At 69.6% G+C, this 13,807-nt stretch carries 9 protein-coding genes and 1 pseudogene; 8 read left to right on the top strand and 2 right to left on the bottom strand.

The window, feature by feature from the left end; translation table 11 throughout:
* Positions 1-2 precede the first annotated feature (2 nt).
* A complete protein-coding gene (locus C7C45_RS29255; protein WP_146247440.1) occupies positions 3-365 on the bottom strand; it encodes a hypothetical protein in 363 nt (120 codons plus the stop codon).
* A gap of 289 nt (positions 366-654) precedes the next feature.
* Here C7C45_RS29255 and C7C45_RS29250 point away from each other — a divergent pair, with 289 nt between their 5' ends.
* Entirely contained in the window at positions 655-2,007 is a 1,353-nt protein-coding gene (locus C7C45_RS29250) for a LysM peptidoglycan-binding domain-containing protein (protein WP_146247439.1), read from the top strand.
* A gap of 154 nt (positions 2,008-2,161) precedes the next feature.
* The gene (locus tag C7C45_RS29245) at positions 2,162-3,403 is read left to right on the top strand and encodes a S8 family serine peptidase (RefSeq protein ID WP_146247438.1); all 1,242 of its coding nucleotides are present in this window, start codon (positions 2,162-2,164) and stop codon (positions 3,401-3,403) included.
* Positions 3,404-3,485: 82 nt separating this feature from the next.
* Here C7C45_RS29245 and eccCa read toward each other — a convergent pair whose 3' ends face one another.
* Complete coding sequence (gene eccCa, locus C7C45_RS29240; RefSeq protein ID WP_110567468.1) at positions 3,486-7,472, bottom strand: type VII secretion protein EccCa; 3,987 nt, start codon at positions 7,470-7,472, stop codon at positions 3,486-3,488.
* A 175-nt stretch (positions 7,473-7,647) separates the two neighbouring features.
* On the opposite strand from eccCa, the gene eccD reads away from it, so the two are divergent.
* From eccD to C7C45_RS29210, 6 genes and pseudogenes are all read left to right on the top strand, one after another.
* Positions 7,648-9,045, top strand: coding sequence for a type VII secretion integral membrane protein EccD (gene eccD, locus C7C45_RS29235; protein WP_146247437.1), 1,398 nt, complete (start codon positions 7,648-7,650; stop codon positions 9,043-9,045).
* 3 nt (positions 9,046-9,048) lie between these two features.
* Positions 9,049-10,452: a type VII secretion protein EccB gene (eccB, locus tag C7C45_RS29230; protein WP_110567464.1), complete on the top strand. Its 1,404-nt coding sequence runs from the start codon at positions 9,049-9,051 to the stop codon at positions 10,450-10,452.
* A gap of 84 nt (positions 10,453-10,536) precedes the next feature.
* Positions 10,537-10,866, top strand: coding sequence for a WXG100 family type VII secretion target (locus C7C45_RS29225; protein WP_110567462.1), 330 nt, complete (start codon positions 10,537-10,539; stop codon positions 10,864-10,866).
* Positions 10,867-10,897: 31 nt separating this feature from the next.
* Positions 10,898-11,188 carry a WXG100 family type VII secretion target gene (locus C7C45_RS29220; protein ID WP_110567460.1) on the top strand — a complete coding sequence of 97 codons (291 nt, stop codon included), beginning with the start codon at positions 10,898-10,900 and terminating at the stop codon, positions 11,186-11,188.
* Between the two features lie 232 nt (positions 11,189-11,420).
* Positions 11,421-11,876 carry a hypothetical protein gene (locus C7C45_RS34265; protein WP_167454868.1) on the top strand — a complete coding sequence of 152 codons (456 nt, stop codon included), beginning with the start codon at positions 11,421-11,423 and terminating at the stop codon, positions 11,874-11,876.
* A 66-nt stretch (positions 11,877-11,942) separates the two neighbouring features.
* Positions 11,943-13,807: pseudogene (locus tag C7C45_RS29210) on the top strand (hypothetical protein); the annotation flags it as partial.

Genomic DNA, 13,807 nt, shown 5'->3' with positions numbered 1-13,807 from the left:
GCTCAGAGGTCGTGGGTGCCGTGGTGTTGCCAGGCGCGGTCGGTGTCGGCTTCGAAGACGTGGAACTGGTTGGTGTAGGGGTTCACCAGGTAGAGCCACTTGTCCTGCTCGGCGGGGACGACGGCGCGCAGGTCGGCCTGGACCCGCGGCGGGATCCTGTGGTGCGGGTGATGGGGGTCAGGTGACGGATTGTCGGGCAGGCGGTACCGGTCAAGGGTGGTCGGGTCGACGGTGAACATTCGACGGAACATGGCCCGCACGACCGCGACCGTGGTGTCGGGGTCGAGGGGCAGCTCGACCCGCCGGTAGTGGACGGTGGCGCCATCCTCGTCGAGGATGCCGACCAGGCTGTACGAGACGTCCACACCCACCTCCACGCGGCTGACGAGGCCGGGACGAGGCTACCGCAGCCCGACTGACCATCCGCACGTTGCGAGCGGGCGGTTCCCGGCTGACCCATCCGTATCGCCGGCGGAACCGTACGGGGACGAACCGAAGGGCGGTGCTCGGATCGGCTCGCGTACGGTCTGGGCGGACCACTGGCGGTGTGGATCAGCGAAGGATGGTGCGGAAATGGGCAGCGGGGTCATGACCCGGCCTTCTCGGGGCGAGTGGGGCCGGAGGGGGTCGCGGCCCGGCACCGTCAGGCGTCGGGTGCTGTCCGGGTTCGTTCTGTTGTTACTCGGCATCGTCCCGCTGGCCGGGCCGATGCTCGTACCCTCGGCGGCAGTTGCCGCGCCGGCACCGACGCCCACTCCGAGCGTGACCGGCCCGGCGGTCAGCCCCGGAGTGCCACGGTATTACGTGGTCGGGCAGCCCCAGAACGGTGTGCGCGAGTACCTGTACCAGATCGCGGCGCAGACACTCGGCGACGGCAACCGGTTCCGGGAGTTGTTCGACCTCAACCGGGACCGTCGCCAGCCCGACGGCGGGCAACTCGCTGATCCGTTGTCAGCGTTGCAGCCGGGCTGGATTCTCCAACTGCCACCCGACGCGAGCGGGCCGGGCGTCAGCATCGGCCCGCTGCCGTCACAGTCCCCGGCTGAACCGGACCGCTCCGCCGACGACAGCGGAGCCGGATCGACGGGCGGCGGGGCCACTCCCTACCTGATCGGCGCTGCCGGCCTGCTGGTGATGGCGCTGGTGATCGCGCTGGTGCTGCGGCTGCTCCGCGGCGGTCGCCGGTCGCGGAACACCGCCGCGCCGGTGGATGGGGCCGGGCGGGCGACTCCAGTAGAGCGCGAGCCGGTGGTACCGGCCGGGACGGCCGTCGAGCCTGCGGCCCGGCCGGCCCATCCGGCACCGGCCGCTTCGGCACCGGCCGCTTCGGCGCCGGCCGCTTCGGCGTCAGACGCTCCGGCGTCAGACGCTTCGGCACCGGATGCTCCGGCGTCGGGTGCGGCCGAGCCGGCACCCAGTAGCCCGGCGGAGAGCGGTCCGGTGACACCCGGACGACCGACGTTGGACACGTCAGGCCGGGTGGTGGTGGACCTCCGACCGCTGGCCGGAGATCTGCCGGACCGGCTCAACGTACGACTCCTCGGGATGAACTCCGAAACCTCCGGAACCCCGTACGCCTGGCTCGGGGACGAGCCGCTCCCGGCGGCGACGATGCCGGTGGTGCTTGGCCGGCAGGACGAGTGGCGGTTCTTCGTCGACCTCGGCGCCGCACCTGGCATCTTCACCGTCACCGGTACGCCAACGGCCGCCCGCCGGGAGGCCCTGGCCTTCGCGGAGCAGCTCAGCAAGGCCGGAGTGGTGGTGACCGTCGTCGGGGACGCGCTCGGCGCCGACCTGCCGTCCGGCTATCGGCGGCTGGAGGCGTACCCGGTCGACGACCACGACATCGCGCTCCTGGGCGAACCAGGAGTGCTGTTCAGCGGGGGGCTGCGGGGTGCCGAGTTGGCCGCCGCACGGGGACTGGCTGCCCGTACCCGGCACCGGGTGGTGCCGGTGCTGGTCGGCGAGGTGCTGCGGGGCCGCTGGTCGATGTTGGTGACCGAGTAGCGGTTGACGACGGCGCCCGCACCGGGCGGAGCGCCACTTTCCGGCGCCGAATTTGAACCGGAGGACGGTCGCCAGCGTCGTCGGGACGAGTGTCGCTGTGTGGGTCGGGGATGCGGCGAGTCGGGGTGTGTCAGGAAAGCGGAGGTGGGCACCGGTGAGGGCGAAGGTGCGGGTGACCGTCGCGGCACTATTGCTGATCGGTGGTGGCGGCGCGCTGCCGGCGCAGCCGGCCTGGGCCAGCGCAGGCGCGTTCGGTGCGGCGCACGAGGCCGGGATGGCCCGGTACGCGCCGGAGCCGCAGCCACCCGATCTGCCGCAGGTCAGCAACGGCGCCTGTGTGGGCGAGTCACCGGTCGCGGCCAAGACCACACCGTGGGCGGTCGGCCGGATGGCCCCGGCCGACGTCTGGCCGTTGAGCAGGGGAAACGGCGTCGTGGTCGCGGTGGTCGACACCGGGGTCAGCGCTGCGGCCACCGGGCTGACCGGGGCGGTCCAGCGCGGCACCGACGTGGTCGGCGGCGGCCGGGCCGATCAGGACTGCCTCGGTCGGGGGACCGCGCTGGCCGGCATCGTGGCGGCGCGACCGGTCACCGGAAGCGTGTTCGTCGGGGTCGCCCCCGGTGTGTCCGTCCTGCCCATCCGGATCGTGGACCGCAAGGGCGAGATTGCGCCGGGAGCGATCGCCGACGGGATCCGGTCGGCGACTGCGGCCGGAGCGGACGTCGTCCTGCTCGGCGTCGGCACCCCCACGCCGGACGCGGATCTGCGGTCGGCGGTACGTGCGGCCCTCGCCCGGGACATCGTGCTGGTCGCCTCCGTCTCCGATGCGAAGCCCTCGGTGGTCGGGCAGAATCCTCCGCCGTGGTACCCGGCCTCCGACCCGAACGTCCTCGCGGTCGGCGGGATCGACATGAAGGGCGTACCGACTGAGAAGTCCGTGGAAGCTTCCGGAGTGGACCTGCTCGCCCCGGCCGCCGGTGCGGTCACCGTCGCGCCCAGGGGGGCCGGCCACTACACGGTCGGCGGCCCGGGGGTGGCGGCGGCGTACGCGGCCGGTGCCGCCGCGCTGGTGCGCGCCTACTACCCGCAGCTTTCCGAGGCCGAGGTGCGACGTCGGCTGGAGTTGACCGCCGAACACCCACTCGGGAAGTGGCCCACACCCGAGGTCGGGTACGGCACTCTCGACCTGTACAGCGCGATGACCGTGCTCGACCTCGACGAGACGCCCCAGCCGATGGAGCAGGCCGCGTTCGTCCCGATGCGGGCCCCGGCACCGACCGACCCGGCGAAGGGGATCGCCGCTTGGGCGGCCACCGGCACGGTCGGCGTGGCCGTTGCCGCGTACCTGCTGATGGTGACGGTCAGATGGGGTCGGCGCCGCCGCTGGCGCCCCTGAGCGCCGCGGCGCTCTACCGACAGTTCAGGCCCGCTGGTCGGGCGGCATTGGGGCCGGACGTACGTCCGGCCCCAATGCCGCATCATGCGGGCTGTTCCGCCGCTGCCGCCGCCGGCTCCCGCCAGGCGGTCTGGATGAGCCTGGCGCCTCGGCGGGTGCAGAGCAAAGCCCGACCGGGTGGTAGGTGGCGCGCCTTGGTGTTGCCGAGCAACGGACCTTCGCTGGGCGGGCAGGAGAGCGCCACGTCAGGGCTGTTGGTCTCCTGGAGCCGGCGGATCAGCGGGTCCATCGACATCCGCATGACGTTGGCCGCGCCGCGGGTCAGGACCAGGTGGAAGCCGATGTCCGCACCCTGCGACAGGTAGGGCACCAGCGGCAGCAGCGGGTTGTCGTGGCCGGCGAGCAGGTCGTAGTCGTCGATCAGGATGAACAGCCGGGGGCCGGTCCACCAGTCCCGACGTCGGAGCTGTTCCGGGGTCACGTCGGAGCCGGGCATCCGGGGCCCGAGACCGGCGACCGCGTCCGCGATGGTCTGCTTGGTGGAGTCGACGGAGACGGAGTACCCCAGGCGGTAGGCCTCCGGAACGGAGTCGAACAGTTGCCGGCGGTAGTCGACGATCAGGATCCTCGCCTCCTCCGGGGTGTACCGGCTCGTCACCGACTGGGCGAGGTGGCGCAGCAGATTCGTCTTTCCGCTCTCGCTGTCGCCGAGCACGGTCAGGTGCGGCAGGTCGGCGAAGTCGTGCCAGACCGGCTGCATCCCGGCCTCGTCCAAACCCAGGGCGATCCGTACGTCGCCGTGCGGCTCGGGCAGCGACTCGGCCGGCAGTAGCGCGGGCAGCGTACGCACCGGTGGTGCCGCTGGGCCGGTCCAGAAGTCGCCGACCATCGCCGCCAGCGCGCGTACCCCGTCGGTGAGACTGTCCGGGTCGGCGACGCCGTCGATCCGCGGCAGCGCTGCCAGGAAGTGCAGCTTGTCGGCGGTGAGGCCACGGCCGGGAATCTGCGGCACGGTGGCGGCCATCCGCAGGTCGATGGTGGAGTCGACCGGGTCGCCGAGGCGAAGTTCGAGCCGGGTGCCGATCTGGTCGCGCATCGCGTGGTGGACCTCCGACCACCGGGATGCGGTGAGCATCAGGTGGATGCCCAGGTTGAGGCCCTGCGCGGCGATCTGCCGGACCGCGCTCTCCAGGGCCTCGAACTCCTGACGCAGGGTGAACCAGCCGTCCACCACGAGGAACACGTCGCCGAGCGGGTCGTCGGTGATCCGTCCGTCGGCGCGCATCTGGCGGTACGTCGGCATGCCGTCCACGCCGAGGTCGCCGAAGCGCCGCTCTCGTTGACTGATCAGGCTGGTCACCTCGGCGATGGTGCGGCCGACCCGGTCGGTGTCGAGCCGGCTGGCGACACTGCCGATGTGCGGCATGTCGGCCATCGCGGCGAGCCCGCCACCGCCGAAGTCGAGGCAGTAGAACTGCACCTCGTAGGGGCTGTGGGTGAGCGCGAGGCTGCTGATCAGCGTACGGAGCAGGGTGCTCTTGCCGCTGCGCGGTCCACCGGCGATGCCGACGTGACCGCCGACGCTGGAGAGGTCGGCGATCAGCAGGTCGCGGACCTGCTCGAACGGCTTGTCGACGAAGCCCACCGGTGTGGCGAGCCGCCCGTTGCCGGGCCATCCGGCCGCGGTGAGTCCGTGGTCGGGATCGGGGACCAGGCTCGGCAGGAGCTGGTCCAGTGTTGGCGTGGCAGCCAACGGAGGCAACCACACCTGGTGTGCCGGCGGTCCGTGGTCGATGAGCTGCTCCACCACCGTGTGGAGCACGCTCGGCGCTGCGGAGGGCCCGGTCTCGCCCTCCTCCACCTCCGGGGTGTCCGCCGGCTCCGTCGGCTCCGGCTGCCGGTGCGGCACGTGTTCGAGCGAGTACGGCACCACCTGCTGTTGCACGACCTCCTGGCGTACCCGGTTGGTGGTGCTGCGGTACGGGCCCGACACGTAGCCGGCTTTGAACCGGATCAGCGTCGACACGTCGGTACGCAGGTAGCCGTTGCCCGGGGCGGGCGGCAACTCGTACGCGTCCGGCACCCCGATCACCGACCGGGACTCCATGGCGGAGAAGGTGCGTAGTCCGATCCGGTAGGACAGGTGCGACTCGAGCTGACCGATCCGGCCGTCGTCAACGCGTTGGCTGGCCAGCAGCAGGTGCACCGCGAGCGACCGGCCGAGTCGGCCGATCATCACGAACAGGTCCATGAAGTCGCGGTGGGCGGCGAGCAGTTCGCTGAACTCGTCGACGACGACGCAGAGGGTGGGCAACGGGTCCAGGACCGCGCCCTGCAGCCGGGCACGCTCGTACTCCAGCACCGAACTGAACCCACCCGCCTGGCGGAGCAGTTCCTGGCGTCGGACCAGCTCGCCGTGGAGCGCGTCCTGCATTCGGCCGACCAACGCGGCCTCGTCGGCGAGATTGGTGATCACCGCGGAGGTGTGCGGTAGCCGGTCGAGACCGAGGAAGGTGGCGCCGCCCTTGAAGTCGACCAGGACGAAGTTCAGCGTCTCCGAGGAGTGGGTGGTGGCCAGGGCGAGCACCAACGTACGCAGCAACTCGCTCTTGCCGGACCCGGTGGCGCCGATGAGCATCCCGTGTGGCCCCATGCCACCGAGGGCGGACTCCTTGAGGTCCAGCTCGACGGGGGTGCCTTCGGCGTTGATGCCGATCGGCACCCGCAGCCGCTGGGCGACCGGCCGGGGCGCCCAGAGCCGGTCCAGGTCGATATGGCGCAGATCGGGAATGCTCAGCATCGCGCTGAGGTCGAAGTCCGACTTGAGGTTGTCGGCGGCGGTCTCGGTGACCACACCCAATCGGTACGGCGACAGCAGCCGCGCCAGCACCGTGGTGTGGGCCGATCCGATTCGGTCTGGCGCCGCGAAGCGGTTGCGCACCTCGTTGCCGACCCGGTCCTGACGCACCATGAGCAGGTTGTCGCCGTCGACCTCCAGGCAGAGCGCGCCCTTGCCGGCAGCCGGGGTCGGGTCGTCCAGGTCGATGAGGACGGTGTTGCGGTAACCGGCGGTCGCCATCCGGCTGCCGTTGCCCAGCCGCCCGCCGTCGCGCAGTACGACCACGAACGGCTCGTCGCGGCTTGGCGTGGCACCCGTCTCGTACCGGGGGCGGGTGGTGAAGCTCTCGCCGAGCAACTGTTCCACCTGCTCGACGGTGGCCGCGACGAGCCGTGCGGCACCCGCGGCGTCCTGATTGGTGGGATGCTGCAGGTGCGGCAACCACTTTGTCCACTCCCAGGCGGCCAACCCGTCGTCGGCGACGCAGAGCACCAGGCGGACCTCCTCCGGGGCGTGGAAGGTCACCAGCTGCGCGATCAGCGCCCGGACCACCGGACGGGTCTGCGTCTTCTCTCCGGCCAGCCGGATCTGGGCGAACCCGCGCAGGAAGAGCGCGATCGGCTGCTCCTGGATGGTCGTGTAGGCGCGGATGAACCGGCGTAGCGACTTCGCCGCCAACGGCTCCAGGTCCTCGATCGGCTTGGTCTGCATAGGGGTGATCCGTACCGCGAGCCGCTGGTCGCCGGTGCCGACCCGGACTTCGAGGAAGTCGGGGTGGGTGGGCCGCCGCTCCCACCGCCGCGACGTCATCGCCAGCGACCACAGCGAGCGCGGGTCCGGGTGCTGCCAGCCGGTGGCCTCCCGTTGGCGCAGCACGTGCTGACGAACCCGCTTGCGGTTCTGGGCGAGGTACCGCAGGTAGTCGCGACGGTCACCGCCCAGCTTCGCCTTGCGTTCGACGCCTCCGACGGCGAACTGCGCCAGCACCATGCCAAGCATCGCCACGGCCATCAGGCCCAGGATGATCCAGGTGAACGCCCCGCCGCTGCGGTTGATGAACATCAGCACCATGACCCCGGACATCAAGGCCATGGGCAGCACCATCATCGCCTGCCGCATCCCACCGCCCTGCGGTTCGGGTAGGACCGGGGGCTCCTGGAGACTGATCTCACCGGAGGGCATCTCCGGGCCGCTGCGTCGTGCGGGGCGTCGGAACAGCACCGTACTCAAGGGGCAGCCTTCCACGTAGCGGGTGTGACGCCCGCATCCTCTGCTCACGTCGGGCCGTCAGATCTGACCAGCCCACCCCTGCTACGACGTACCGGAGACCCGATCGGGTCAAAGTGTTCCGAAAGCTGATGAAGGAAAATTTGAACCGGCGGCGGGTGCGGGCCGTCAGGGGGGCGTGAGCGTCGCCGCGCCTGTGGAGATGTGCCGACTCGTCGTATCTGGACCGGGTCGGCAGATCGATGTCGCCGTACCAACGAACGTGCTGGTCGCCGACCTGCTTCCCGCCCTGCTGCACCACCTCGGTGGCAACCTCGCCGACGCGGGGCTCGATCATGGCGGCTGGGTGCTGCAACGGCTGGGCGGTCCACCGCTGGACGAGGAGAGCACGGCTGCCCTGCTCGGGCTTCAGGACGGCGAGACCGTCTACCTGCGTCCTCGCTCGGACCAGATTCCGCCGGTGGACTTCGATGACCTCGCCGACGGCCTCGCCACCGGAGTACGCGGCCGTTCCGCCCTGTGGCGGCCGGAGATGATCCGCTGGAGCGCCCTGGGGTTGTTCGCGATCGTGTTGGCGCTCGGCGCCATCGTGCTGGCCCTGTCCGGCCCGCCCCTGGGCCGGGCGATCTGCGCCGGTGTCGTCCTGTTGCTCTGCATGGGCGGCGCCTTCGGGCTCACCCGGGCCGGGGCGGACCGGGCGTTCGGCATCGTGGCGGCGGTGGGCGCGATCGGGTACGCGGGGCTGGCCGGCATGATCGTTCCCGATCTGACCCGGGACAGCTCGGCCCTGGTCGTCGGTTCGCCGCAGTTGTTCAGCGCCTCGGTGGCCGTGGTGACCACGGCTGCGCTGACCGCGATGCTGGTCGGCTGGGCGGGACCGTTCTTTGCCGCGATCATCTCGGCCGGGCTCCTCAGCGCTCTCGGGTCGGCCCTGGCGGCGTTCGTCTCGCTCAACGCGGGGCAGGCCGCGGCGGTGATCGCGGTGGTCGCCACCGTGGCGACGATCCGGGTGCCGCTGCTCGCCTTCCGACTCGCCCGCATCTACCTGCCGCCGTTGCCGACGGAGCCGGAACACCTGCAGGAGGACATCGACCCGGAGCCGAGCGAGCAGTTGCTGGCGCGGACCGCGGTGGCTGACCGCTACATGAGTGGCCTGTACGCCGGGATGGCGCTGGTCGTCGGGGTCTGTCTGGTGGTGCTCGCCCGCAGCGGCGGCTGGGCGCCGTGGACCGTGCTCGCCCTGGTCTGCCTGATCCGGCTGCTGGCCCTGCGGCCGATGACCAGCGGATGGCACCGCCTCGCGCACGCCCTGCCGGCGGTCACCGGGCTGGTGGTGTTGGCTCTGATCAGCGTGGCGTCGGCCGCTACACCCGTTCGGCTGGCTCTGTCCGTCGCGGTGCCGCTGCTGGGCGGCCTGGTGCTCTTCGCCCTGGGCCGCTGGCTGCCGGAGCGTCGGCTCATGCCGTACTGGGGACGGATCGGCGACATACTGCAACTTGTCTCCACGGTAGCCCTGGTCCCGGTGCTGCTCGCCGCCCTCGGCGTGTACGAGGCCGTCCGGGCGCTGGCGGGCTGAGCCGTGCAGTCGCGTCGTGACCAGGTGGAGGCCCAGACGTACGTGCTGGGCAGGTTGACTGGTGCCCTGGTCGGTGCCGAGCCGGACGGCCTGGAGAACCCGAACCGCCGGATGGTGCTGGGCACGATCGTCGGGGTGCTGGTCGCCGCGCTCGTCGTGGTGGGCTTCACTGTCGTCGGCGCGCTGTTTCCGGGTGGGGCCAGCTCGTGGCGACAGCCCGGCGTTCTGGTGGTGGAGAAGGAGACCGGCACCCGGTACGTCTACGTCGACGGGCTGCTCCGGCCGGTGCTCAACTACACCTCGGCTCGAATGCTGTTCGGCAAGGAGCCGAAGGTTGTCACGGTGTCCCGCAAGTCGATGCGGGAGGTGGCGCACGGTCAGCCGCTCGGGATCGTCGGCGCGCCGGACGCGTTGCCGACCGCCGGCACCGTCGATCAGCAGGTGTGGACGGTCTGCGCGGTGGTCGAACCGGACCAGGCCGGCACCGTCTACTCGGTAGCCACGTTGCACATCGAGTCGAGTGACGGGCCGCGCGACGATCGGCCGCTCACCTCGAATCAGGCGATCCTGGTCAAATCGGAGGAGCAGACCTTCCTGGTGTGGCAGGGGCGGCGACTGCGGCTGACCCAGCCCTGGCTGACCCGGGTGCTCGGCTTCGACGGAGGCGCGTTCCCGGTCTGGGCTGGTTGGCTGGAATCGGTCCCGGTGGGGCCGGACATCGGGCCACCTGACGTACCGGGGCGGGGTAAGCCGGGGCCGATGGTCGACGGTCGACAAACCCTTGTCGGTGAGCTGTTCACCGCGCACACCCCGGGGAACCCGGAGCGGCACTACCTGCTCCAGCAGGACGGGCTGGCCGAGCTGACCCCATTCGCGTTCACGGTCGCTGCCGCCGATCCCGAGACCGCGAAGGCGTACGCCGGGCGGCCGGTGCAGCCGAGCGAGCTCAGCCCTGGCGCGCTGGCCACGCTGCCGGTCTCCCGCCGACCCGCGCTCGCGGCGGACCTCCCGACGACCCCGCCGCGGGTGGCGGCCACCCCGGATCAAGGCACCTGGTGCGTGCGGCAGTCCATCGCGGATGGGCAGGTGGAGGTGACGGTGGACCTACCGGTGCCACCCACCCGCAACGTGGAGGCCGGTGCGGGGGTCACCTTCAACTCGCGCACCGTCAACGCGGTGGCCGTGGCGCCGGGCCTCGGCGGTCTCGTGCTGGCCGGTCGGGCCAGCCAGGCGGCCGGCTCCGGTCTCTACCTGCTGACGGACACCGGGGTGAAGTATCCGGTGGGTTCGGCGGCGGTGGCGGCCCAGCTCGGCTTTCCAACCACGGTGGCCCGCCCGGTGCCGCGTCGGCTGTTGGAGATGCTGCCGACCGGGCCGCTGCTCGATCCGTCCTCGGCGAGGGGGTGATTGACAGGCAGATGCCCGTCCGTCCAGGAAATGAGTCATCCCATATTCAGCTTGATGTGATTTCCGGTCAGTTAGGAGTGTGTCATGCCAGCAGGATTGCAGATTACCGATGAGGCGACCACCGTCGAGCTCATCAGGGCGTTCGGTACCGCTTATTCCGACCAGGCCACCGCGCTGAACCAGGCGAACGCGACGCAGGGCGACCTCGCCAGTGGCTGGCAGGGCAAGGCGTCGAACACCTACAGCGCCGGCCTCGACGAGTGGAAGGCCGGTCTGCAGAAGGTGTCGGCCGCGCTCGAGTCGATTCGGGACAGCATGAACGAGTTTGCCAACCTGACCCAGAGCACCGAAGACGACAACATCATGCACGCTCAGCTTCAGCCGGTCTCCACCGTGGCCGCGAGCTGGACCTGATTCTCACCCGGAATTCGAGGAGGAAAGCGTAATGGCTAACTATTCGGTTCGTACCTCATCAATGGATGACGGCGCAACCAGCCTCCAGAGCATCACCGAGAAGCTGGCGGCGTCGCTGGAGCAGCTTGAGCAGCGGGCTTCGGTCTTCAAGAACGCGAACAGCGGTCTGGCGATCGACGGTTACGACCAGGCCCAGCAGTTGTGGAGCCAGGGCATGACGGAGATGCAGAACGCGCTTCGGGGTCACGCCAGCAACCTGGTCAAGATCAACAACAACTACATTGACACCGACCAGCGGGGCGCGGGCCTTTTCCAGCGCTGAGTTGTCACCTTCGGGGCGGACAGCGGTCGTCCAATGTCCGCCCCTCGGCTGGCTGTTTGATCAAGGATGAGCGCGCGACGCGCATCCGGCGGGCGGCACGGGACGATGCGCTCGTGCCGCCCGATCGATCTTCTCCAACGAATACCGCCTTGGATCTCCGAAAGGACCTGTTGCCGTGCCAGACAAGATCAAAGTCGATGAGCCTTACCTCCGGGCTCTGGCGGAGAAGCTGATGACGATTCGTAACCAGGTTACCCAGGTCAGGGCCGGCGTGAATCCGCTCGACCCGGGCCATCCGCACGGCGAGCGCTTCAGCCTCCTGCAGATCCGGGCTGGCTCGGACAAGTTCACGGCCGGCAACAACGTGAAGACGAGGATCACCACGGTCGGCGGCCAAGCCGACCAGAAGTTGACCACCTTCGACCAGAGGTTGTCGAGCCACGCCCAGGGCATTGCCCACATCATCGCGTCGAGCGACGACGTCGAGCGAGCGAACGGCTCGTACGCCGCGTTCAACTCGTATTTCGGCGGTCCGACCTCGGTTCCGGGTGCGCCGGGTACGCCGGGTGCGCCGGGTACGCCGGGTGCCCCAGGTGCGCCGGGTGCCACCGGTGCCCCGGGTGGCACCGGTGGCACGGGTGGCGCCGGTGCGGGTGGCGCGGGCGGTAAGGGCGGCTCCACTACCTGAGCGAGATCCGGCGCACCTCATTCATGACGGCGACGCGGATGTCATTGCGTTGAGTGGAGAACCTCGATGACTCAGCCGAATCCCAGTACTCTGCCCGGCACCGACCCGTTGGGTCTGCCGGCCTGGGAGCAGGGTCTCATCGAGGTTCTCGGCGCCGGCGACATGGACAGTCGGCGGTTCACCCGGCCCGCCTGGCTCAGCTTGACCCTGGCCGGCACCTACATCAAGGCCAGCAACAAGCCGTGGAACGACTCGATGGGCACGCCGGGCGCGAACGAGTTCACCCTCTACCGGAAGACCGCTGCTTCGGTGTCGAACACGGGCGGCGTCAAGCATGAGGCGTTCTGGATTATCAAGGGGCGGGTCGACTGGTTCTCGAAGTCGGGTGGCGGCTATTCGCCGCACGAATATTTCTGGAATGAGTTCTGGACCCATTCGCGGGACATTTTGGACGCTCCGCCCACTCCGTTGCCGTTGGATCCGCAGAGTTTCCACACGGCGGCGGAGTCGTTCTACAACCTGTCGATGTGGTTGGACGGTTCGGCGCAGCGCATCCAGGCCGAGATTGACAGTCTCGGTTCCGACGGTTCGGGGTTTCAGGGTTCTTCGTCGCAGGCGCTTTCTGATGCGTTGAAGAATCTGCACGGCGAGATGAAGCTGTTGCGGCAGGATCTTCAGACCTCCGACGACTGGGTGCGGATGCTGCATGACAACGGTGATGCCGCGCAGCGTTTCTGGACGCAGATCCGCCAGGTGTGGGCAGATTTCGCGAGTCGGCCGGAAAACCAGCCGAACACGATGGTCGCGCGGGCGATGAAGGATATTGAGTCGTCTATTGACGACCTCAGCAGGAAGACCGACGGCTGGAACCTGAGCGCCGCGAAGAATGGCGATCTGACCATTTGGGACAACCTCCAGAACTGGTATATTCCGATCGATATCGGCGATGGTCTTGGGTCGAGGGATTACGACTTCAAGCAGCCGGCTACGGCGTTGCAGGAGCTTGACGCGAGGATGCATGCGGCCTTCACCAAGGCTGCGGCCACTTTGCATCTTGCGATGGCTGAGCGGTTCAAGGAGTTGCGGGAAAGCTTTGAGCGTTCCTATACGAATATGGTCGATCTGCAGACGTACGTGCCGATTCCGCCGCCGACCGCGGGTGCTGGCGGTAACGGTGGTGGTGCCAACCTGAACGACATTCTCGGCAAGCTCGGTGGCGGCGGTGGTGGTGGCCCGAAGCTGAGCGACGTTGCCGGTGGTGGTGGTGGTGGTGGTGGTAGCTCCGGCCTGGCCGACGTTCTCGGTGGCGGTGGCATTGATGGTGGCAGTTCCAGGTTGGCCGACGTTGGCGGTGGTGGTGGCAGCCTGGCCGACGCTCTCGGTGGTGGTGGCAGTTCCGGGTTGGCCGACATTGGTGGTGGCGGCGTTGGTGGTGGTGGCAGTCCCAGTCTGGAGGACCTTGTCGGTGGCGGTGGTCTGGAGGGCGGTGTCGGTGGATCAACCGGAGGACTGCCGTCTGGTCTCGACCTCGGCGGTGGTGCCGGCGCCGGTGGTCTGACCGGGGGTGGTGTCGGCGCCGGTGGGCTGCCAGGCGGTGGTGTCGACCTTGGTGGCCTGACCGGTGGTGGTGGTGTCGAGTTGCCCGGTGGGGATAGCGGGGTTGGTCTCGGTGGTGGTCTGGGTGGTCTTCCTGGTTTGGGTGGTCTGAACGGTCGGCCTGGTGATGGCAATCAGGCGGCCAAGCCGCCGATCGGGCTTCCCGGGGCCGGTGACTTCGACGAGATTCCGTCACCGATCGATGGCCTACCGGGTGCCGGCGGGTCGTTCCCGGGTCTGGGTGGTGGGGGTGTGTCGATCCCGGGTCTGGGTGGTGCGGGGTCGGGTGGTTCGTTCCCGGGTCTGGGTGGTGCGGGTTCGGGTGTGTCGATTCC

The sequence above is a fragment of the Micromonospora arborensis genome, from assembly GCF_003205615.1.
GTDB lineage: Bacteria > Actinomycetota > Actinomycetes > Mycobacteriales > Micromonosporaceae > Micromonospora > Micromonospora arborensis.
The sequence above is the reverse complement of the archived record's forward strand: the minus strand, read 5'-3'. Positions and strand labels throughout refer to the sequence as shown.

Bases quoted from the DNA above. Each gene is read 5' to 3' on its own strand.
- C7C45_RS29220 (WP_110567460.1), top strand. From the start codon at position 10,898: ATGGCTAACTATTCGGTTCGTACCTCATCAATGGATGACGGCGCAACC.
- C7C45_RS34265 (WP_167454868.1), top strand. From the start codon at position 11,421: ATGACGATTCGTAACCAGGTTACCCAGGTCAGGGCCGGCGTGAATCCG.
- C7C45_RS29225 (WP_110567462.1), top strand. From the start codon at position 10,537: ATGCCAGCAGGATTGCAGATTACCGATGAGGCGACCACCGTCGAGCTC.